The organism is Bradyrhizobium sp. C-145, from assembly GCF_023375135.1.
GTDB classification, from domain to species: Bacteria; Pseudomonadota; Alphaproteobacteria; order Rhizobiales; family Xanthobacteraceae; genus Bradyrhizobium; species Bradyrhizobium zhanjiangense.
Genome location: NZ_CP088150.1, coordinates 3342583 through 3363436 on the forward strand (window position 1 = coordinate 3342583; position 20854 = coordinate 3363436).

At 64.0% G+C, this 20854-nt stretch carries 17 protein-coding genes; 12 read left to right on the forward strand and 5 right to left on the reverse strand.

Features of this window, described 5'->3' with window-relative positions:
- Window positions 1–3: 3 nt before the first annotated feature.
- From LRP30_RS15430 to LRP30_RS15445, 4 genes are read left to right on the forward strand one after another with little or no spacing between them, the layout of a single operon-like run.
- Complete coding sequence (locus LRP30_RS15430) at window positions 4–1587, forward strand: ABC transporter substrate-binding protein (protein WP_249760891.1); 1584 nt, start codon at window positions 4–6, stop codon at window positions 1585–1587.
- Entirely contained in the window at window positions 1584–2957 is a 1374-nt protein-coding gene (locus LRP30_RS15435) for an amidohydrolase family protein (RefSeq protein ID WP_249760892.1), read from the forward strand. Before LRP30_RS15430 ends, LRP30_RS15435 begins: the two co-directional genes overlap by 4 nt.
- Before the next feature lie 36 nt (window positions 2958–2993).
- The gene (locus LRP30_RS15440; protein ID WP_128938419.1) at window positions 2994–3920 is read left to right on the forward strand and encodes an N-carbamoyl-D-amino-acid hydrolase; all 927 of its coding nucleotides are present in this window, start codon (window positions 2994–2996) and stop codon (window positions 3918–3920) included.
- A 16-nt stretch (window positions 3921–3936) separates the two neighbouring features.
- The gene (locus tag LRP30_RS15445) at window positions 3937–4581 is read left to right on the forward strand and encodes a flavin reductase family protein (RefSeq protein WP_249760893.1); all 645 of its coding nucleotides are present in this window, start codon (window positions 3937–3939) and stop codon (window positions 4579–4581) included.
- A 16-nt stretch (window positions 4582–4597) separates the two neighbouring features.
- Here LRP30_RS15445 and LRP30_RS15450 read toward each other — a convergent pair whose 3' ends face one another.
- The gene (locus LRP30_RS15450) at window positions 4598–5260 is read right to left on the reverse strand and encodes an aspartate/glutamate racemase family protein (RefSeq protein ID WP_249760894.1); all 663 of its coding nucleotides are present in this window, start codon (window positions 5258–5260) and stop codon (window positions 4598–4600) included.
- 153 nt (window positions 5261–5413) lie between these two features.
- Here LRP30_RS15450 and hydA point away from each other — a divergent pair, with 153 nt between their 5' ends.
- The 8 genes from hydA (at window position 5414) to LRP30_RS15490 (ending at window position 15393) form a co-directional block, all read left to right on the forward strand.
- Window positions 5414–6883 (forward strand): dihydropyrimidinase, encoded by a 1470-nt coding sequence (hydA, locus tag LRP30_RS15455; RefSeq protein WP_249760895.1) that lies wholly within the window; start codon window positions 5414–5416, stop codon window positions 6881–6883.
- A gap of 12 nt (window positions 6884–6895) precedes the next feature.
- Window positions 6896–7873, forward strand: coding sequence for an NAD(P)-dependent oxidoreductase (locus LRP30_RS15460; protein ID WP_249760896.1), 978 nt, complete (start codon window positions 6896–6898; stop codon window positions 7871–7873).
- A gap of 1 nt (window position 7874) precedes the next feature.
- Window positions 7875–8636, forward strand: a complete 762-nt coding sequence (locus LRP30_RS15465) for an SDR family oxidoreductase (protein ID WP_249760897.1) — start codon at window positions 7875–7877, stop codon at window positions 8634–8636.
- Complete coding sequence (locus LRP30_RS15470; RefSeq protein WP_249760898.1) at window positions 8633–10069, forward strand: NAD(P)/FAD-dependent oxidoreductase; 1437 nt, start codon at window positions 8633–8635, stop codon at window positions 10067–10069. Before LRP30_RS15465 ends, LRP30_RS15470 begins: the two co-directional genes overlap by 4 nt.
- Before the next feature lie 129 nt (window positions 10070–10198).
- Window positions 10199–11818: an ABC transporter substrate-binding protein gene (locus LRP30_RS15475; RefSeq protein ID WP_249760899.1), complete on the forward strand. Its 1620-nt coding sequence runs from the start codon at window positions 10199–10201 to the stop codon at window positions 11816–11818.
- Between the two features lie 28 nt (window positions 11819–11846).
- Entirely contained in the window at window positions 11847–12878 is a 1032-nt protein-coding gene (locus tag LRP30_RS15480; protein ID WP_128938427.1) for an ABC transporter permease, read from the forward strand.
- Window positions 12875–13735: an ABC transporter permease gene (locus tag LRP30_RS15485; protein WP_249760900.1), complete on the forward strand. Its 861-nt coding sequence runs from the start codon at window positions 12875–12877 to the stop codon at window positions 13733–13735. Before LRP30_RS15480 ends, LRP30_RS15485 begins: the two co-directional genes overlap by 4 nt.
- A complete protein-coding gene (locus tag LRP30_RS15490) occupies window positions 13732–15393 on the forward strand; it encodes an ABC transporter ATP-binding protein (protein WP_249760901.1) in 1662 nt (553 codons plus the stop codon). The genes LRP30_RS15485 and LRP30_RS15490 overlap by 4 nt, the downstream gene beginning before the upstream one ends.
- A 145-nt stretch (window positions 15394–15538) precedes the next feature.
- Here the strand turns inward: LRP30_RS15490 and LRP30_RS15495 are convergent, their stop codons facing one another.
- From LRP30_RS15495 to LRP30_RS15510, 4 genes are all read right to left on the reverse strand, one after another.
- Window positions 15539–16444, reverse strand: a complete 906-nt coding sequence (locus tag LRP30_RS15495) for a carbohydrate ABC transporter permease (protein ID WP_249761760.1) — start codon at window positions 16442–16444, stop codon at window positions 15539–15541.
- Between the two features lie 43 nt (window positions 16445–16487).
- The gene (locus LRP30_RS15500) at window positions 16488–17588 is read right to left on the reverse strand and encodes a sugar ABC transporter permease (protein ID WP_249760902.1); all 1101 of its coding nucleotides are present in this window, start codon (window positions 17586–17588) and stop codon (window positions 16488–16490) included.
- A gap of 115 nt (window positions 17589–17703) precedes the next feature.
- On the reverse strand, window positions 17704–19329 hold the full coding sequence (locus LRP30_RS15505; RefSeq protein WP_249761761.1) for an extracellular solute-binding protein: 1626 nt from the start codon (window positions 19327–19329) through the stop codon (window positions 17704–17706).
- Between the two features lie 369 nt (window positions 19330–19698).
- The gene (locus tag LRP30_RS15510) at window positions 19699–20154 is read right to left on the reverse strand and encodes an RbsD/FucU family protein (protein WP_128938430.1); all 456 of its coding nucleotides are present in this window, start codon (window positions 20152–20154) and stop codon (window positions 19699–19701) included.
- Window positions 20155–20854: the final 700 nt, after the last annotated feature.

Genomic DNA, 20854 nt, shown 5'->3' on the forward strand with positions numbered 1-20854 from the left:
TCGATGCAGTTGTCTCGCCGGTCCCTGTTACGCGCTGCGGCGGTGGCGCCCGCGCTGTCGTTTCCGGGTATCGTGCGCGCGCAATCGCAGACCACGCTGCGCTTCATCCCGGTGATCGATCTGGCGTTCGTCGACCCGATTTATTCCACCGCACAGGTGTCGCGCAACCATGGCTTCATGGTCTACGACACGCTCTATGGCATCAACTCGGCGCTGGAAGTCTCGCCGCAGATGGTCTCGGGCCACGTCGTCTCCAATGACGGCAAGCAATGGGACCTGACGCTGCGCGACGGGCTGTTCTGGCATGACGGCGAGCGGGTGCTGGCGCGGGACTGCGTTGCAAGTATCCGCCGCTGGGCCTCGCGCGACGGGTTCGGCGGCGAATTGATGGCGGCAACCGAAGAGCTGTCCGCGTCGGATGACCGTACCATCCGCTTTCGCTTGCGGCGGCCGTTCCCGCTGCTGCCGCAGGCGCTCGGCAAGGCCGCGGTGCATGCCGCATTCATGATGCCCGAGCGGTTTGCGAGCCAGGATCCACTCAAGCCGATCACCGAAGTGATCGGCAGCGGGCCGTTCCGCTTCATCGCGGATGAGCGCGTGCCGGGCGTACGCAACGCCTATGCCCGGTTCGAGCGCTATCAACCTCGCCAGGACGGCAAGCCGGATTGGACCGCCGGTCCCAAGGTCGTGCACTATGACCGCGTTGTGTGGACCACGACGCCGGACCCGGGGACCGCCGTGGCGGCCCTCCAGACTGGCGAGCAGGATTGGCAGGAAACCACACCACACGATTTGCTACCCGTGCTGAAGCAGTCCGATGAGGTCGAAACGCGTGTGCTCGATCCCCGCGGCTATGCGTGCATGCTCCGCGTCAATCACCTGCAGCCGCCGTTCGACGATCCGGCGATCCGCCGTGCGCTGCTCGGCGCGATCGATCAGGCCGACTTCATGACCGCGGTCGCGGGCGGAGATCCGGCGTATCAGCTCTCGCCGATCGGCTATTTCGCACCGGGAACGCCGATGGCCAATGACGTCGGGCTCAGCGTCTTCCGCGGCCCGCGCGATATGGCTAAGGTGAAGGCCGATCTGGCGGCGGCCGGCTACAAAGGCGGGAAGGTCGTGCTGCTGTCGCCGAGCAATTCGGCCGCGCAAAAGCCGCTTGGCCAGATCGCCGCCGACATGCTGCGGAGGGCCGGGATGAACGTCGACCATCAGGCGCTCGACTTCGCGGTCGTGCTGCAGCGCCAGCTCAAGAAGGATCCTATCGACAAGGGCGGTTGGAGCGCTGCCGTCGGCAATTGGCAAGGCATCGACTGGCTCAACCCGGCCGGTAACACCAATCTGCGCGGCGAAGGCAAAGTCGCCGGATGGTACAGCAGCGAGAAGATGAGCGGCCTGCGCGGCCAGTGGCTCGCGGCTTCCTCGCTCGAAGAGCAACAGCGGATATGCCGCGAGATCCAGGCGCTGGCGTTTGAAGAGATCCCGTATTTTCCGATCGGCCTGTACAAGCAACCGACTGCCTACCGCAAGAGTATCACCGGCATTCTCGACGGCACCGCGGTCTTCTGGAATGTGCGTCCATCATGAGCAGCATCGCGATCTTCGGCAGCTACGTGCTATCCCGCCGCGACGATACGCAGGATGTGCTTCGCGATCATTGGGTGCTGATCGAAGGCAAGAAGGTCGCGGCTATCACCAAGGACAGGCCGTCCGCCGCCGAGGTACATGATCGTCCCGGCCGCTTCATCCTGCCGGGCCTGATGAACTTGCACAATCATTGTTTCAGCGAGGCGGTGGCGCGCAGCCACACCGAGGATGGCAACGGCCGGCGCAACAATCAGAGCATCGTCTACACGGTGCTGTTGCCGCTGACCAAACGCGGCGCCGATCTGCTCTCGGCCGAGGAACGCCTTGCGGTCGCGCGGCTCGGCATCTTGCAGTTACTCAAGGGCGGGGCGACCACGGTGATGGAGCCGTTCCGCAACACAATTCCCGAGATGTTCGACGCCGCCGAGGAGATGGGAATCCGATTCTATGGCGCGCCATATCTGTTCTCGACCTCGGACGCCAAGGCCGGCTCGGACGGTGTGGTCAGATACGCCGGTGACGACGGCGCGGTCGACCTCGCCACCTGGAACGTGCTCTATCAGCGCTGGAACGGGTGTGGTGAGGGACGGATTGGCCTCGCGATGAGCCCGCATGCGACCGACACCTGCGGACCCGATCTGCTGCGTGCTTGCGCGGCACGGGCCCGCGAGCTCGGCGTTCCCATCACCACCCATCTGGCGCAAAGCCATGCCGAGGTGGAAACGATTGGCAAGCGTTATGACGGCCGCACGCCGGCCGAATATCTCGATTGGCTGGGCCTGCTGGCTCCTGATCTTCTCGCAGCGCATTGCATCGCAAGCTCCGACAGCGATCTGAAGCTGATGGCGGTGCGGGGCGCTGCGGTGTTGAATTGCCCGCGGGTGTTTGCGCGATCCGGCGTCACGGCGGCGTTCGGCCGGTTTGCCGAACATGGCGTGCGCACCGTGGTCGGCACCGACGGCTACAACATGGACCTGCTTGGCGAGCTCAATGCGGCCTCGATGATCTCCAAGCTTGCGCTGCAGCGGGCCGAGGTCGCGAGCGCGCCCGACCTGATCGAAGCGGTGACTGCGACCGCGGCTGCGCTGGTGAAGCGTCCGGATCTCGGGACAATTGCGCCCGGCGCAACGGCGGATCTGACAGTCATTGACATGACCCATCCGCACCTGCAGCCGCTGTTCGATCCGCGCCGCGCGCTGATCGCGCTCGGCAACCGCGCCAATGTCGATCAGGTCATCGTCAACGGCCGCTTGCTGATCGATGCGGGACGCTATGTTCACGGCGACGAGGCTGCGATCACCACCGCGGGGGCTGCAGCGATCGGCAAGATCTGGGATCTGCCGGAAGCGCAGGCCGCGTTCAATGGCTGAGGTCCCGCCGCACGATTTGCAAGGAGAACAACAACCATGCGCATGATCAACGTTGCCGCGGCCCAGATGGGCCCGATCCAGCGCGCGGAGGGGCGCGATGTCGTGGTCAGGCGCATGCTCGCGCTGATGGATGAGGCCAAGGCGAAAGGCGCGGACCTGATCGTCTATCCCGAGCTCGCGCTGACCACTTTCTTCCCGCGCTGGTACATGGAGAATCGCGCCGACGCCGATGGCTGGTTCGAGCGCGAGATGCCCAATGACGCCGTGCGGCCGCTGTTCGATCGCGCGGCCCGCCACGAGATAGCGATGAGCTTTGGCTATGCCGAACTGACGCCGGACGGCCATCATTTCAACACCGCGATCCTCACCGACCGCACCGGCAATATCGTTGGCAAATACCGCAAGATCCATTTGCCCGGCCATGCCGAGTTTGATCCGGAACGTACGCACCAACATTTGGAGAAACGCTATTTCGAGCCGGGCGATCTCGGCTTTCCGGTCTGGCGCAATCTCGGCGGCATCATGGGCATGGCCGTCTGCAACGACCGCCGTTGGCCGGAAACCTATCGCGTGATGGGCCTGCAGGGCGTCGAGATGGTGCTGATCGGCTACAACACGCCGTCGGTCAACGCGCAGAAGGGTGACGAAGGGCCGGAGAAGCGGCTGTTCCACAACCGCCTCTCGGCGCAGGCCGGTGCCTACCAGAATTCCTGCTGGGTGATTGCGGTCGCCAAGGCCGGTGACGAGGACGGCCATCGCTTGATCGGCGGCAGCATCATCGTCAATCCGGACGGCGAGATTGTCACCGAGGCCAAGACGGAGGATGACGAGCTGCTGGTGCATCCCTGCGATCTCGACGCCACCGCGTTCGGCAAAGAGACGATCTTCAATTTCGCCGCCCATCGTCGCACCGAGCATTATGGCCTGATCACCAGCCGTACCGGCGCGATCCCGCCGACGTGAGCAAGGACGTCTAGCGATGACGAGCCTTTCCTTTCGCGACCTTGCGCCTCGGGACCGCTACAAGCTGCTGTGCGGCGTGGTGGTACCGCGACCGATCGCCTTCGTCACCACGATGGACGAGAACAGCGCGCTGAACGCGGCGCCGTTCAGCTTCTTCAACGTGTTCTCCGAGGACCCGCCGTTGATCGTGCTCGGCCTGCAGCATCATCCTGACGGCCGGTTCAAGGACACCACGCGCAACATTCACCGCACCGGCGAATTCGTCGTGCATATGGTGGACCAGGCGCTGGCGAAAGCGATGAACGACTGTGCGGTGGACTTCCCCTCCGGCGAGAGCGAGGTGGCGGCCGTGGGTCTGATGACGGAGGCCAGTACCGAGGTCAAGGTGCCGCGGCTGGCTGCGGCACCCTTTGCGCTGGAGTGCCGGCGGCAGGTCTCGCTCGCATTTGGTCCAGGCCGCGAGTTGCTGGTCGGCGAGGTCTTGCATCTGCATGCCCGCGAAGGTCTGGTCGATCCGGCGCGGATATGTGTCGACATGGCGACCTATCAGCCCATCGGACGGCTGTTCGGCAATCTCTATTCGACCCAGCGCGACGTGTTTGCGATGGACCGCGAGAGCTACGACGATTGGCAGGCGAGGCGGGCGCGTGAAGCACGCTAGCCCGCCAATCACTGCATCACGACGCGCCGAATTGCACGGCGCCGAGCGCCATGGTGACGGCGGCCTGGGTCGGATCGATCACGGGAATGCCGAGTGCGTCCTCGAGCGGCTTGCGATGGCGCGCCATGCCCGCGCAGCCCATCACGATGGCGCCGGCACCATCTTCTTCTTTCAGGGCGCGGCCGACCGTGATCATCTTCGCGAGCGTGCCTTCGCCCGATGCGGTTTCCGCAACGCTCATGTCGAGCGGACGCTCGCCGGCCAGCCGATCCATCAGGCCCATCTGGCGCAGATAGCGCATGTGCCGGCGGATCGAGCGCTGCGCGATCGCAATCACGCCAAAAGTCTCGGCGCGGGTCAGTGCGGTCAGCACGCCGCATTCGGCAATGCCCAGCACCGGCCGCGTGGTCGTCTCGCGGCAAACATGCAGGCCGGGATCGCTGTAGCAGGCGATCACGAAGGCTGCCGACTCGTTGTCGCCGGCGACGGCGCGCCGCAGCGGCATCACCACGCTTTCGGCATCGGCCTGGCTTTCGATGCCGTAGGGTCCTTCGGCCAAGGTCTCGCACACGATCTCTGGACCGTCGGCAAAGGACAGCGGCTTCAACGCATCGGCAAGGCCGGCGGTGACCACGCGGTTGGAGTTCGGATTGATGACCATGATGCGCGGTCGGGGCATGGGAGGTTCCTGTTTGGGCAGTGTTGACGGTGCGAAACAGAGGCAATCACTATGCCATGGACAGCATGAAGCGGTCATGCGCAGGGCGCAAGGGCGCGCCGCGACGAAAACAGGCGCTGATGAATTTCGAAAGTTACGCAAGGAGACACCGTCATGACCGAACCCGCCTATGACCTGATCATCCGCGGTGGGCGCGTCGCCACGGCCACCGACGTGTTCGAGGCAGACGTGGCGATCGCAGGCGAGGCCATCGTTGCGGTCGGGCGCGGGCTCGGTCCGGCCAAACGCGAGATCGACGCGCGCGGCAAGCTCGTGCTGCCCGGCGGCGTCGACAGCCATTGTCATATCGAGCAGTTGTCTGCTGCCGGCATCATGAATGCCGACACCTTCGAGAGTGCCACGACCTCGGCGGCCTTCGGCGGCACGACCTCGGTCATCTCCTTTGCTGCGCAGCATGTCGGCATGCAATTGGGGCAGGTGCTGGAGGACTATCACGCGCTGGCACGCAGGGGCGCGGTGATCGACTACGCGTTTCACATGATCATCGCCGATCCGACCAAGGAAACGCTGGAGCGCGACCTTCCGCTGCTGATCCGTCAGGGCCATGGCTCGATCAAAATCTTCATGACCTATGACCGACTGAAGATCGATGACGAGCCGCTGCTCGACATTCTCGTTGCCGCGCGCGAGGGCGGCGCGATGCTCTGCGCCCACGCCGAGAACCACGGCATCATCTCCTGGATGGTGAAACGGCTGTTGGCGCGCGGCTACTCTCATCCGAAATATCACGCGATCAGCCATGCGCGCTTTTCGGAAGCCGAGGCGTTCAACCGCCTGATCGGCATGGCGGCGCTGGTCGATCAGCCGATCATGATCTTCCATGTCTCGACCGCCGAGGGCGCGCAGACGATCCGCGATGCCCGCGGGCAGGGGTTGAAAGTATTTGCCGAGACCTGCCCGCAATATCTGTTCCTCACCGCCGACGATCTCGACAAGCCGGGCGCGGAGGGTGCCAAATGGATGTGCAGCCCGCCACCGCGCCGCAAGGACGACCAGGAGGCGCTGTGGAAGGCGTTGGCGCTCGGCGACTTGCAAACCATCTCCTCCGACCATGCGCCGTATCGCTTCGACGAGACCGGCAAGCTGCGCGCCGGGCCGAACCCTAACTTCAAGCAGGTGGCCAACGGCCTGCCGGGCCTCGAGCTGCGGCTGCCGCTGCTGTTCGACGCGATGGTTTCCAAGGGGCAGCTCGGCCTGGAGAAATTCGTCGAGCTGACCGCGACCGCGCCGGCCAAGATCTACAATCTGCATCCGCGCAAGGGCTCGATCGCCGTTGGCGCTGACGCCGATATCGCGATCTGGGATCCCGATCGCCGTATTACCGTCACCGACGCGATGATGCATGATCTGGCCGGCTACACGCCGTTCGCCGGCCGTTCGCTGCAGGGCTGGCCGGTGACGGTGCTCTCCCGCGGCCGCGTCATCGTCGAGAGCGGTAAACTGAACGCGTCGCCGGGCTCCGGCCGCTTCCTTGCCCGCAGCGGCGGCGAGGCGGCGAAGCCGACCGGTCGATTGGTCGCGGACATGAGCCCGGAGCAGAATTTTGGCGCCAAGCTATTGTGAGCGGTTAGCGCGATGAACGTCGTGATCTTCGGCGGCGCAGGTTTTGTCGGGCTCAATATCGCGGAGCAGCTGCTTGCCCGCGGCCATGAGGTCACGCTGTTCGATCAGGCCGAATTGCCGGCGGAGGCGCGCTGCGCCTTTGCACCTTACGGTGAACGCTTGCGTGTGCTGCGAGGGGACGTGACCGACCGCAGCGCGGTTGATGCCGCAGTCGGGGTGGCATGCGATGCCGTGGTGCTGGGCGCCGCGATCACGGCAGGCGCAGCGCGAGATGCCGCCGAGCCGGAGCGCATCCTGGCCGTCAATCTGCTGGCGCAGGTGCCGATCCTGACCGCTGCGAGCAAAGCAAACGTGCGGCGTGTGATCAACCTGTCGTCCGCTGCAAGCTATGGCGCGAGCGGGCGGCATTATCCGCTGCTCGAAGAGACGACGCCCTGCGATCCGCAATCGCTGTATGCGATCACGAAATTCGCCTCCGAGCGTGTGGTGGCGCGGCTCTCCGACCTCTGGCAGGCCGATGTGATCAGCGTCCGGCTCTCCGGCGTGTTCGGCCCGCACGAGCGTGCCGGCGGTGTCCGCGACACGCCGTCGCCGCAGGCGCTGATCGTGGATTGCGCGCGGCGGGGCGCGCCGGCGTTGCTCAGCGAGCCCGGCGCGCGGGACTGGGTCTATGCAGCCGACGTCGCCGATGCCGTCGGCGTGCTGCTCGATGCCGCCCAGCCTCGCCACAAGCTTTACAATATCTCGAGCGGCGTAACCTTCACCGCCGAAGCCTGGGGCAGGGCTTTTGCTGACCCGGGCGGCGGTTTCGTTTGCCGCGTGGCTGTCTCCGGTGAGACACCAACCGTGACGGTGCACGGCCTGACGCGGGCGCCGCTATCGGTACAGCGCATGGCCGACGAATTCGGATGGCGCGCCAAATATGGCTGCGAGGAGTCCGCGGAGCATATGCGGCGCTGGTTGCATGATCATGATCGGGGAGGCGCCTGAGATGAAGCTGGCGGGCAGGGTGGCCATCATCACAGGCGGCGGCTCCGGGATCGGCCGGGCCAGCGCCGTTCTGTTCGCCCGCGAAGGCGCCTTCGTTGCGCTGGTCGATCGCGATGCCGACGGTGCGGCCGAAACGCTGGCCATGATTCGCCAACAGGGTGGCAGCGGCAGCGTCCATGTCGGTGATGTCGGTGACGCCGATTTTGCAAGCGCCACCGTCGAAAGTGTCGCAACAAACCGCGGCAGGCTCGACGTGCTGATGACCTCTGCCGGCTTCTCCTGCGGCGGCACCGTGATCACGACCTCACCAACGGATTGGGACGCGGTATTCCGCGCCAATGTCGGCGGCACCTGGTTGTGGGCGCGAGCGGCCGTGCCGGTCATGCAGCGGCAAGGCAAGGGCGCCATCGTCACGTTGGCGTCGCAGCTGGCGATCGCCGGCGGCAAGGGCAACAGCGCCTATATTGCTGCCAAGGGGGCCATCGTCAGCCTGACCCGCACCATGGCGGTCGATTTCGCCACCGACGGCATCCGCGTCAATGCGTTGGCGCCCGGCGCGATCGACACGCCGCTGCTACGCCGCAGTTTTGCACGGCATGCCGATCCCGAGCCGGTGCGCGAAGCCTCGCGGCAGCGTCACGCCATGAAGCGATTCGGCAGCGCCGACGAAGTGGCCGCGGCCGCGCTCTTTCTCGCCGGTGACGATTCCTCCTTCGTCACCGGTACGGTGCTTGCAGTCGATGGCGGGTGGCTCGCGGCATGAGTGATGGTCTTGCAGCACTCGCGGTTCAGGTCCGCGCCGATCTTGCCAAGACGGCGCATCCGAGCATGCCCTGGCTGACGCCGATGACTGCTCCCGATGGCGGCCGCGCTCTGGATGTGCTCATTGTTGGGGCCGGTCAATCGGGTCTTGCGACGGCTTTCGGCCTGCAGCGCTCACAGGTCACCAACATCCTCGTGCTCGACAAGGCGGATGAGGACTTCGAAGGCCCCTGGCTGACCTATGCGCGGATGCCGACCCTGCGCAGTCCGAAGGATTACACCGGACCGGATCTCGACCTGCCGAGCCTGACCTATCAGGCCTGGCATGAGGCCAAGTTCGGAATGGAGAGCTGGCGCGATCTTGGTCTGATCCCGCGCGAATATTGGGCGGCTTATTTGTTGTGGTACCGCAGGGTGCTTGATTTACCGGTGCGCAATGGCTGCGAGGTGACGGATATCGCACCCGGGGTAAACGGCCTGCTGCAGGCAACAGTGAGGACTGCTCGTGGCGTGGAGATGCTTTACGCCCGCAAGATCGTGCTCGCGACGGGACAGGAAGGCATGGGCGATTGGGGCATTCCCGAACCGTTGCAGCATCTGTCGGCGTCGCGATGCGTCACCTGCGCGGCGCCGACAGATTTCACCGCGCTACGCGGCAAGCGAGTCGCGGTGATTGGCGCAGGCGCCTCGGCCTTCGATAACGCGGCGATGGCACTCGAGGCAGGTGCGGGCGCCGTGCATTTGCTATGCCGGCGCGCTGCGATCCAGCTGGTGCAGCCCTATCGATGGCTGACCTTCCGCGGCTTCCTCAGGCATTTCTCCGAGCTCGACGATTCCTGGCGCTGGCGCTTCATGCGTGCGATCCTCGAGCTGCGCGAGGGATTTCCGCAAGCCACCTATAATCGCTGCGCCCAACATGCGACATTCCATCTGCACGAGGGCGCACCTGTCGAGGGAGCGCGGGACACCGTTGACGGCGTGCTGCTGCGCACGCCACGTGGCGAGATCGCGGTCGATTTCGTTATCTGCGCCACCGGCGTCATGATGGATTTCGCCGGTCGCCCCGAACTGAAGCGGTGCGCCGATAACATCGCGCGCTGGGCCGACTGCTACACGCCGCCGCCGCGGGAACAGAGCCCGCGCCTTGGCGCCTTTCCTTATCTGTCGGACGATTATGCCTTCCGCGAGCGCGCGGCTGGGCGAACGCCGTGGATCTCCGACATTCACCTGTTCGCCATCGCCTCGACCATGAGCTTTGGTCCGTCCGGCTCCTCGATCAATGCGATGACGACGGCGGTGCCGAAGCTGGTCCACGGCCTCACGCGCGGCCTGTTCCGCGCCGATATCGACAAGCACTGGGCGGCATTCCAGGCCTATGATGTACCTCAGGCTGTGATCCGGCGCACGCCGGCGACTGCGGCGGGGGACGCGTGACGACGGCAAGCAAACGAGCATCCTGCCGATGCATTCCACTGCGACGAAGAAGTCATGCCAAACTGCCCGTTTCTGGCACACGATTTGCTGCCATTTCGGGCGTGCGCGGCCTAACAAAGGACAGAAGCGATGTACCCCGTGATTTCCAGGCATCTGATTTCGGCGTCCGCCGTTCTTCTTTCGGTGACATTGATTGCGCCCGCGGCCTACGCGCAGAGCCGCGCTGAGACCTTGCGCTACGTGACGGCGGCAACGGTCAACACGCTCGATCCCAACATTCCCGGCTCGACCCGCGAAGCCTTCGCGCTCAGCATGAGCAGCTATGACCGGCTGGTGTCGTTCGGCCGCAAGCAGCTCAACGGCAAATGGGTGTTCGATCTCGATACCATCAATGGCGAGCTCGCCGAGTCCTTCAGCGTCAGCCCCGATGGCCTGAAGCTCACCTTCAAACTCCGTCCCGACGCCAAGTTCCATGACGGCTCGCCGGTCACTGCAGAAGACGTGAAATGGTCACTCGACCGTTGCGTCACCGCGCCGGTGCTCGGCAAGGCGCAATTGCTGACGGGCTCGATGACCAGCGCCGACCAGTTCAAGGTGATCGATCCCCTGACCTTTGAAGTGACATTGCCGCGGCCCGACAAGCTGGCGCTGCCGAACCTTGCGACCGTCTATCCCATCATCATCAATTCCAAGCTCGCCAAGTCGCACGCGACGCCTGAGGATCCCTGGGCGCTGAGCTGGCTGAAGGAGAACGAGGCGGGCAGCGGCGCCTATATCGTCGAAACCTTCAAGCCGGGCGAGCAGGCGATCGCAAAGCGCAACGAGGCCTGGAATCGCGGCTCGTCGGACAAACCGGCGTCCTTCAAGCGGCTGATCATCCAGTCGGTACCGGAGCCGGCGACGCGCGCCAATCTGGTCGAGCGCGGCGACGCCGACCTCGTGATCGACCTGCAGGCCAGCGACGTGCAGGCGCTGGAAGCCAAAGGCAAGCTGAAGGTGATTTCGACGCCGCAATACAATGCGGTGACCTTCATCTCGATGAACAACAAGATCCCACCGTTCGACAACGTCAACGTCCGCCGGGCAGTCGCCGCGGCGCTACCCTATGATGACATGTTCAAGGCGGCGCTGTTCGGCCGTGGTGCGCCGCTGTTCGGTGCCAGCTGGGCCGACGGCAAGCCACCGAGCGGCGGATATCCGATTCCGCAACCGGTCAAGCTCGATCTGGAGAAGGCGCGGGCTTATCTGAAGGAGGCTGGCGTGCCCGAAGGCTTTGCCACGACCTTCAGCTTCAACGTCGGCCAGGCCTCGACTGCCGAGCCGATGGCCGCCCTGGTTAAGGAATCGCTGGAGAAGATCGGTATCAAGGTCGATATCCAGAAGCTGCCGGATGCGCAGATGTCCACTGCGATCAATGAGAAGAAGCTGCCCTTCTTCACCGAAGGCATCGTCGCCTGGCTGCCGTCGACCGATTATTTCTACCGCAACTTCTACACCGGCAATCAGCGTTGGAACTATTCCTCCACGGACAATGCCGAGTTGGAGAAGATCGCGCAGGCGGCGCGCTTCGAGCCGGACAAGGCGAAGTACGAGGCGGAAGGCAAGGAGCTCAACGCCATCCATTTCGAGCAAATGTTCCAGGTCCCGCTCTGGCAGCCGGCGCAGGACGCGGTGATGGCCGCCAATCTCGACGGCTATGTCTACCAATTCACCCGCCAGGTGGATTATCGTAACCTGAGCCGCAAATAGCAGCGGAGCTGGGAGCGCGGCGGAGACCATGGGCACGATCGGTGCAACTTTGATCCGGGCCGGGCGGCGGTTTCTCTCGTCGCTGCCGGCGCTGTTCGGCGTGCTGGTCTTCACCTTCCTCCTGATGCGGGTGTTGCCAGGCGATCCCGCCGTGTTCTTTGCCTCGGGTCCCAGTGCCGGCAAGGAGGAGATCGAGATCGTCCGCAAGCAGCTCGGGCTGGACCGGTCGTTGCCGGAGCAGCTCGGCATCTATCTCTACGATGTCGGCCGCGGCAATCTCGGTCGGTCCATGATGACGGGGCAGCCGGTCGCCAAGGACCTGCGGCAGCGGCTGCCGGCCTCGCTCGAGCTCACGCTGACCGCGCTCGTGATCGCGCTGATCGCGGCGGTGCCGCTCGGCGTGCTGGCCGCGCTGCGGCCGAACTCGCTGCTCGATCACGGCGTACGGCTGTTCTGCTCGCTCGGTGTCTGCGTGCCGACCTTCGTCTCCGGACTGCTGCTGATCTATGTGTTCTACTATCTGCTGGGCCTTGCCCCCGATCCGACGGGACGGCTCGACGTCTTCGCCTCGGTGCCGCCGGCGCGCACCGGCTTCCTGATGGTGGATTTCCTGCTCGCGGGTGACTTCGAGGGCTGGTGGGCCGCGGCACGTCAGTTGATGCTGCCGGCCTTCACGATGGCGCTGTTCGTGATCGCGCCGCTCGCCCGCATCACCCGCGCCTCGATGCTGGTGTCGCTCGGCAGCGATTTCGTGCGTACCGCGCGCTCGATCGGCCTGTCGCGCTGGCAGATCGTGGTGACCTATGCGCTGCGGAATGCAATCCTCCCCGTGATCACCATCGCCGGCATCGTGTTCTCGACCATGCTCGGTGCCAATGTGCTGGTCGAGAAAGTGTTCTCCTGGCCGGGCGTTGCGTCCTACGCGCTCGATGCGCTGTTGGTCTCCGACTATGCGCCGGTGCAGGGCTTTGTGCTATTGATGGCCAGCATCTTCGTCGTGGTCAATCTCCTGGTCGATGTGCTCTACGGCATCGCCGATCCCAGGGCGACGGTCGCATGAGCCTGACAGAAACACCGTCGGGGCTCCGTCACGCTGTGTGGGTGCTGCGCGGCAATCTCGTCACCGCGACCGCCGCCGCCGGGGCGATATTGCTGGCGCTGATCGCGATCTTCGGCCCCATGCTGGTGCCCTATGATCCCGTCGCTTCGGACGTGCCGCGCGCGCTGCAGCCGCCGAGCGCACTACACTGGGCCGGCACCGACCAACTCGGCCGCGATGTCTTCAGCCGATTGATCGTCGCCACGCGGCTCGATCTCGCCATTGCCGTGACAGCCGTCAGTGTGTCCTTCGTGATCGGCGCGGTGATCGGCTCGCTCTGCGGCTATGTCGGCGGCAAGCTCGATCGTGCGATCGGCCGGTTCGTCGACGTGCTGATGGCCTTTCCGCTGTTCGTGCTCGCCATGGCCATGGTCGCCGCGCTCGGCAATCGGGTCGAAAATATCGTCATCGCGACCGCGATCATCAATTTGCCGTTCTACATCCGCTTCGCTCGCGCGGAGGTAAACATCCGCCGCAATCTCGGTTGGGTCGAGGCGGCGCGTGCCTGCGGCGACGGGCATGTCTCCGTCGTGCTGCGCTTCTTGCTACCCAACGTGCTGCCGGCGATGGCAGTGCAGATGTCGCTCAATCTTGGCTGGGCGATCCTCAATGCCGCGGGCCTCTCCTTCATCGGCCTGGGCGTCAAGCCGCCGACGCCGGAGTGGGGCATCATGGTCGCCGAGGGCGCGCGCTTCATCTCGACGGGCCGCTGGTGGCTGGTGTCGTTTCCGGGTCTGGCCCTGATGCTGGCCGTGCTCTGCTTCAATCTTCTCGGCGACGGGTTGCGCGATATCCTCGATCCGCGCATGCGCACATGATGTCGCCACTGCTCGAAATCGATAATCTCGGCGTGACGTTCTCGACCCGACGCGGGCTCGTCGAGGCGCTGCGGGGCGTCTCGCTGTCGCTGCAGTCGGGTGAAATGCTCGGCCTCGTCGGCGAGAGCGGGTCCGGTAAATCCGTGACCGGATTCGCGGTGACGGGCCTGCTCGACAAGGCGGGCCGCATCACGGCCGGTCGTGTCAAGTTCAAGGGCCAGGACATCACGCGCGCGTCGGGGGCGGAGCTCCGCAACTTGCACGGCGCCAACATGGCGATGATCTTCCAGAATCCGCGCGCCGCGCTCAATCCGATCCGTCCCGTCGGTGCCCAGATCTCCGATGCCATCCTTTCGCATCGGCGGCTCTCGAAACAGGAGGCGCGGGCCGAGGCGCTGAAGCTGTTGCACGCGGTGCAGATCCGCGATCCGGAGCGACGGCTGGACGCTTATCCGCACGAGCTCTCCGGCGGCATGTGCCAGCGCGTGATGATCGCGATCGCGATTTCCTGCAATCCATCGCTTCTGATTGCCGACGAGCCGACCACCGGCCTCGATGTTACGACACAGAAGGTGGTAATGGACCTTTTGGCGCGCGTCGTCGCCGAACGCGGCATGACGACAATCCTCATTACCCACGACCTTGGTCTCGCGGCACACTATTGCCGACGCGTGGTGGTGATGGAGCAGGGGCGGCTCGTGGAAGAGGGCGCGCCACAGACATTGTTTCGGGCGCCGCAGCACGCCTATACCAAGCGACTGGTTGCGTCATCGCCGACCGCGACATCGCGTGTCGGCGACCTCGTGCCGGCTGACGAAGCTCTGTCGGTTGTCGAGGTGAAGGAGCGGCCGACGCCCGCGCCGGGCACACCGCCGCTGCTCGACGTCCAGCACATCGTCAAGCGTTTTGACGACGGCGCCGCCGCAGTGGCGGATTTCTCGATGACCATGGCGGCGGGCGAGAGCGTCGGCCTGGTCGGTGAGTCCGGCTCCGGCAAGAGCACCACCGCGCGCATGATCTGCCGGCTGATCGATCCGAGCGAGGGCGATATCCTGTTCGACGGCTATTCGATCGCAAAGCTGCCGGCGCGCGATTTTCATCGCTCGTCGCTGCGCAAGGAGATCCAGATCGTCTTTCAGGATCCGCATGAGAGCCTCAATCCGCGCTTTACCGCGTTCGACTGCATTGCCCATCCGCTGCTGCGGCTCACCGGCCTGCGCCCTGGCGACGCGCTGCGTTCCCGGGTCGAGGAGTGCGCCGACCGCGTTGGTCTGCCGCGAGAGTTGTTGTCACGCTTCCCGCATCAATTGTCGGGTGGCCAGAAGGCACGTATCGGCATTGCCCGCGCCATTGCGTGCCGGCCGCGTTTGCTGGTGCTCGATGAACCCACTGCGGCGCTCGACGTCTCGGTGCAGGCCGTGGTGCTGCAGCTGCTCGACCGGCTTCGGCGCGAGGACAATCTCGCCTTCCTGTTCGTTAGTCACGACCTCAACGTGATGCGCATGATGTGCAGCCGTACTATCGTGCTGCGCGCCGGCGGCATCGTCGAGCAGGGCGAGAGCCTCGCTCTGTTTACCAATCCGCAGACTGATTACACGCGCGAACTGATCGAAGCTATTCCACACATTGATTCGCCTGCTTCGCTTCTGCCCGCCTGATTTCGTGATCTCGTGTTTCGTTGATGGGGCCGGCGCTCACGCAACCGGGACACGCATCGATGGTACGCGGTTCCCTGAGGTCGCCGCTTCGATCAGCCTCTCCGACCGAGTTCGCAACGCGATTAGTCCCCGGCTCGGCCTCCGGCTACTTTCCGGCTCCTGTAGTCAAGCCGCTGACGATGTAGCGCTCAAGGAAAATGCCGACCAGGACGAGCGGTGCGATCGCCGCCGTCGACAGCGCCGCCATCGACCACCAATTGATGCCTTGCGAGCCAGTCTGGCTCGCCACCATAACGGGGAGCGTCTTCGCATCGGTGCTCGTGAGCAGCGCCGCGAAGAAATATTCGTTCCAGCACAGCACCAGCGAGAGAATGAATGCGGCCATCATTCCGGGGACAGCGAGCGGCAGAATGATCCGCAGAAAGGCACCCCAGGTCGACAGGCCGTCCACGAAGGCGGCTTCGTCGAGCTCGATCGGAATCGCATTGAACTGATCGCGCATGATCCAGATGACGATCGGAAGCACGGTCAGCGTGTAGAGCAAGACAAGGCCAAGTCGCGTGTCGAGCAGGGCCAATGCCTTGTAGAGGACGAGGAACGGCAGCGCGAGCACGACCGGCGGCAGGATCAGCTGGGACATGAAGAAGAACAGGATGTCGTCGTTGCGCATCCAGGCGAACTTGTAGCGGAAGCGGCTCAGGCCGTAGGCCGCCAGAGATCCGAGGATCAGTGCCAGCGAGGATGCGCCGACCGAGGTGATGATGCTGTTGACGAAGCGATTCGCGAATTCGGAGCGTGCCGTCGAGGTTCCGAACAGTGTATCTGGCGACAGGCCGAGCGAGCGCCATCCCTTCCAGTCCGGCTGAAAATCGACCCAGGGAACCAAGTGGGCTTGCGTCACATCGACCGCCGATTTGAACGACGTCGTGAAGGTCCAGTAGATCGGGAACAGGCAGATAATCGTCCAGAACAGGAGTGCTGCGTAGATCAGTACGCGGCTTAGCGTCCGCTTTGCGCGGGGGGCCGCCGGACGCCTCTGAACGGGCTTCAATGCCAAGGTCGATCTAGTCAATCGAGAAACTCCGTTTGAAGCGCTAGACGACCTTCTGCGTCCAGCGCTTGGACAGGCGCAACAGGATGGTCAGGAGCACGATGATCATAAGCAGGTAAACCATAGCGAGCGCCGTGCCGTATCCGACGTTCGAGCGGTCGCGGTAGACGCGGTAGATGAAGCTCGAGACCGTGTCGGTTGCGCCTCCCGGCCCGCCAGCGGTGACGTTGATCACGAGGTCGGCGAGCTTCAGCTTGAAGATGATGCGGATAATGAGGACGGTGATGCTCACCGGCAGCATGATCGGAAACGTGACGTGCCAGAACGACTGCCAGCCATTCGCGCCGTCGACCTTGGCCGCCTCCTGCACCTCCTTCGGCATCGCCTGCAGGCCTGCGAGAAGGATGATCATGATGAAAGGGATCGACACCCACGCGTCCATCGCCTGGATGCTGAAGCGCGCCATCCACGGCGAGGCGAAGAAGGCCGGGTTGTCCCAGCCGAGATAGCGCGCCAGCGTCGCCGCCGGTCCGAAGCGATATTCCATCAGCGACTTGCCGATCATCCAGCTCACGGCGACGGGGCTGAGCATCATCGGCAGCAGGAAGACCACGCGGAAGAATTTTCGCGCACGGATCTCGGCGCTGAGCAAGAGCGCCAGTCCGAACGCGATCGCGTATTCGCCAAGCACTGCGGCGGTGTAAAAGACCATGTTGCCGAGCGCATTCCAGTAATAGGTGTCGTTCAGCATGCCCCTGACGTTGTCGAAGCCGCTGAAGCGCGGCCCTTCGATCGAGCTCAGATTCCAGTCGAGAGAGGCGATATAGATCCCGAAGATCGTCGGGAAGATCACGACGGCGACGGTGAAGAACACCGCCGGCAGCAGGAACAGCGCGCGCTGGCCACGTTCGCCGCGGGTCAGAACTTGTCCGATGCCAAACGCAACGGCCCAGACGAGATAGGCGATGAGGATCGGCCGCCAATCGGAAAATCCGGCAGTCGGCGTGCCGGTCGTATGCAAGATCTGAATGAAGAGGACAAGCAGGAAGCCGAGAGACGCCAGCAGGACGAGCGCGCGGCCGGCGATCTTCCTGCTGCCGCGTGCGCGCTTCGCCGCGGGCTGGTGGTGCAGGTCGTCGCTCACGGGTACGGAATTCTGCATCGAGATGAGCCGCATTCTGTGCCGGCTCTGTCGCCGGGCAAGTCTTCGGCTGGTGCCGGATGCGCCAGCCGAAGGGGATGGCTTCGCGCAAGCGCCGCTATACGCCGAGCGAGGCCTTGTAGAGCCCGATCTGCCGCTCGCGGCCGATCTGGTCGGTCAGCTTCTCCCAGGCGACGGCGATATTGTTCGCGCCGGTTTGCGCGTCAACCTTGCCGGCGAAGATCTTGGTGAGCTCGTCTTCCGCGATACTGTAGTACTGGAAAATGCCGGGGATGCGCGGCTCCACGGCGCGGTTTGGATGATTGTAGGAGGCGAGCTGCGAGTTCAGGTAGGAGGTGATGTATTTGCGGTCATAGCCCGCCGCCACCCATTCGTCGTACAGGAAGTGGCTGGTGCGGTGTGCCTGGAAGCCCGAAGGATACATCACCATCCAAAGCGACAGATCCTTGCCGCCGAGATGCGCGGCCGCGCTCCACGCCGCCTTATGCTTCTTCTCATCGCCATTGACCCGCGCCATGACGTAAACGCCCCAGCCGAGATAGGCGCAGTTCGGCGCATGGTTCGGGCCGCTCGAGAGCTTGTCCCACTTTCCGGTCTTGGAGTTGTAGACATCGTCCGAGCCCGGCAGGATGTCGAAGGCGACGACGTCGCCGATGACGGAGGTGTCGCTCGCCTTCGCGACTTGGCCGATGTCGCCCCACCAGGGGATCATCGAGCCGATGCCGGCGAGGAACTGCTGGAAGCCGGTCGTGTTCGGATCGGCATTGAGCTGATCGGCAGGTTCGAACGGCAGCGCGTCAATCACGTCTTGGATGGCGCGGACCCAGGCCGGATTGTTGATGCGCGGCTTCATCGTGTCGATGTCGAACAGCCAGGCCTTGTCGTCGGGATGCTTGGCATAGGCCGAGGCGCGGCTGCCGAGGAAATAGAAGCCGAACCCGCCCCAAGGCTTTGGCGCGTCGAGATAGCCGAACGCGTTCTGGTTCTTGATCTTCTTGCCCTTGAGGAATTTCGTCACTGCCTGCACCTGCTGCCAGGTTTTTGGCACGCCCCAGTCGGTCGAATTTCCCGCGTCCTTCCAGGCCTTGGCAAGGGTTGGGTCGGAGAAGATGTCGGTGCGGTAGTTGAAGTTGTGGCAGTCGCCGTCGATGGTGACCCGATAAGTCTTGCCGTTCCAAGTTCCAACCGGCGGCTTCAGGTAATCGACATAATCGTCAACATCTATCTGCTTCTTGACCCAGTCCGGCATCTCCGACGCCAGTCCCTTGCCACAGACGTCGCCCTCGAACGGCGCTCCCATCTCGAGGATGTCGAAGTCGACCGTGCCGGTGGCGATCGCCTGTTGCAGGCGTGGGTTGTAGTCGGCCTGCGCCAGATCAATCCAGGATATCCTTGCGCCCGTATAGGCCTCCCACGGCTTCAGGAAGCCGCGGAACAACAGATTATGCAGATTCTGATTGTTCAGTCCCATGAAGGAGAGTTCGACACCTTTGAACTCGCCCTCCTTGATGCTGGCCTTGGTCGGGCCAAGGCAGAGCTCACCGACCTTTTGCCAGTCGGCGTCGGTCGGAGCACCCTTGCCGACGCCTGGAATTTTCGTGATCTCGGCGCGCAGATTGGCTTGCGCGAATGCAAGCTCGGAGAAGGCGCCAAGCGCGCCGCTCGTGCCAAGTGCGGCGGCTCCGGCCGCGCTCTTGAGCACCGTGCGCCTGCTGGGGTGCATTGCGGGATGCTGATCATGCTCTTGCTGCTTCACCACGAAATCCTCCCGTTTTTTGACGTTGCTTATGTCAAAGTCTTGGTCAGGTCAGATTGGGCTGCCGAAGCACCGTGGAGAAGTGACGCTCGCGGAAGTTCATGTCGCAGCGGCGGTGCGGGAAGCCGCGTCGAGTATGCAACGGCACCGATCAATGTCAACGAATCCGCGCAAAGCGGACGCGGTCGACCGCATGCGATGCAAACGATGCTGTCGATCTTGCGCTGCAGTAGCCCATCATGTGTGAGCTGGCTCCGGCGAAGGATGTCGCGTCGCCGTCACATTTGCGCCGAATGCGTCGCGCAGCCCGTGCCGCCGCCAATGCCTTGGCGCGACTTAAGTCGCATCAGGCGGGATCACGCCCTTCTTGAAGATGAAGCAGCCATAGAAGCGCCGTTCGCCGGTCTGGACCACGCAGTAGGACTTTTTCGCAAGCTCGTAGAAGGCAAACCGCTCGATCGACGCCAGCGGAAGCGAGCGGCCTTCGGCGGCGTCGATCTCCTTCTGCACCTCGGCTTGCACGTCCGGGATTTCGTTCGGCTGCCCAACGATCTCCATGCGCAACGCCGGCTTGTCGACAAAGGAATCGAGCGGTAGCACCGACAGGATCGCGCGCGCGGCGCGGCCTGCGCTGACGTTATCAATGCGGAGTAGCTTTCCGAGGGCGGTCTGGCGGGCGACGGAGTCGGCCGGGAAATTCGTATCGCAGAGCACGAGGTCGTCGCCATGCCCCATGGACCGCAGCGCATAAAGCACATCAGCATTCAGAACAGGATCGATCGACTTCAGCATGGCGCGCCTCCCTTGAAATGTTCAGGCCTCTCTGATCGGCCCAATATCCGACGTCTCCGCGCTGTCGTCCATATCGACCGCTCGGCATGGCCTTCAATGCCGGCCAGATCGCGCTGTTCCGAGCCATGATGACGAGCAAGGAGCTGACGCGCAGTATGATGGCCATCGCCTCATCGCTGTTTGTCCCTGCCTCGGGTTGCCGGACTTGCCCGACCACAACGTGTGCACCGGGAGACCAAGAAAAATCTAGTGATAGCGAGCTTGAGCAGTCGAGGCTCGACGCGATCGAATTGACGAGCAGTGCAGCCGTCAGCGACCGAGAAGCTGATCTCGTTTGTCGGCGTGGTGAGCGGACCCGCGTTGGTGTCGTTCAGCGTAACGGAAAAGAATGTGATCTCGGGGGGAGTCGCTGGACCCCGGCTCCAAACGGCAAATGGTCCCCCAGCTCGAGCTCAAGGAGTTCCAGAATCTCGCCTCCAGCTTCATTATCGTTGCTCTGTACCGCGCCTAATAGAGATGCCGGGGACAGTACAACTTTCGCTGCACTCCGACTGGAAAGCGGCTCGTGCCCGTGGAGGAGCCGTCCACAGCATCAAGAGCGGACCTCCGAGCTCCCCGTGCGGACCGGATTTTCTTGGTTTGGTTTGCAGGTGACGGAAAGCGCGACCCGCGCGGGCTTGTCCGCGCTCCTCACCCGCGA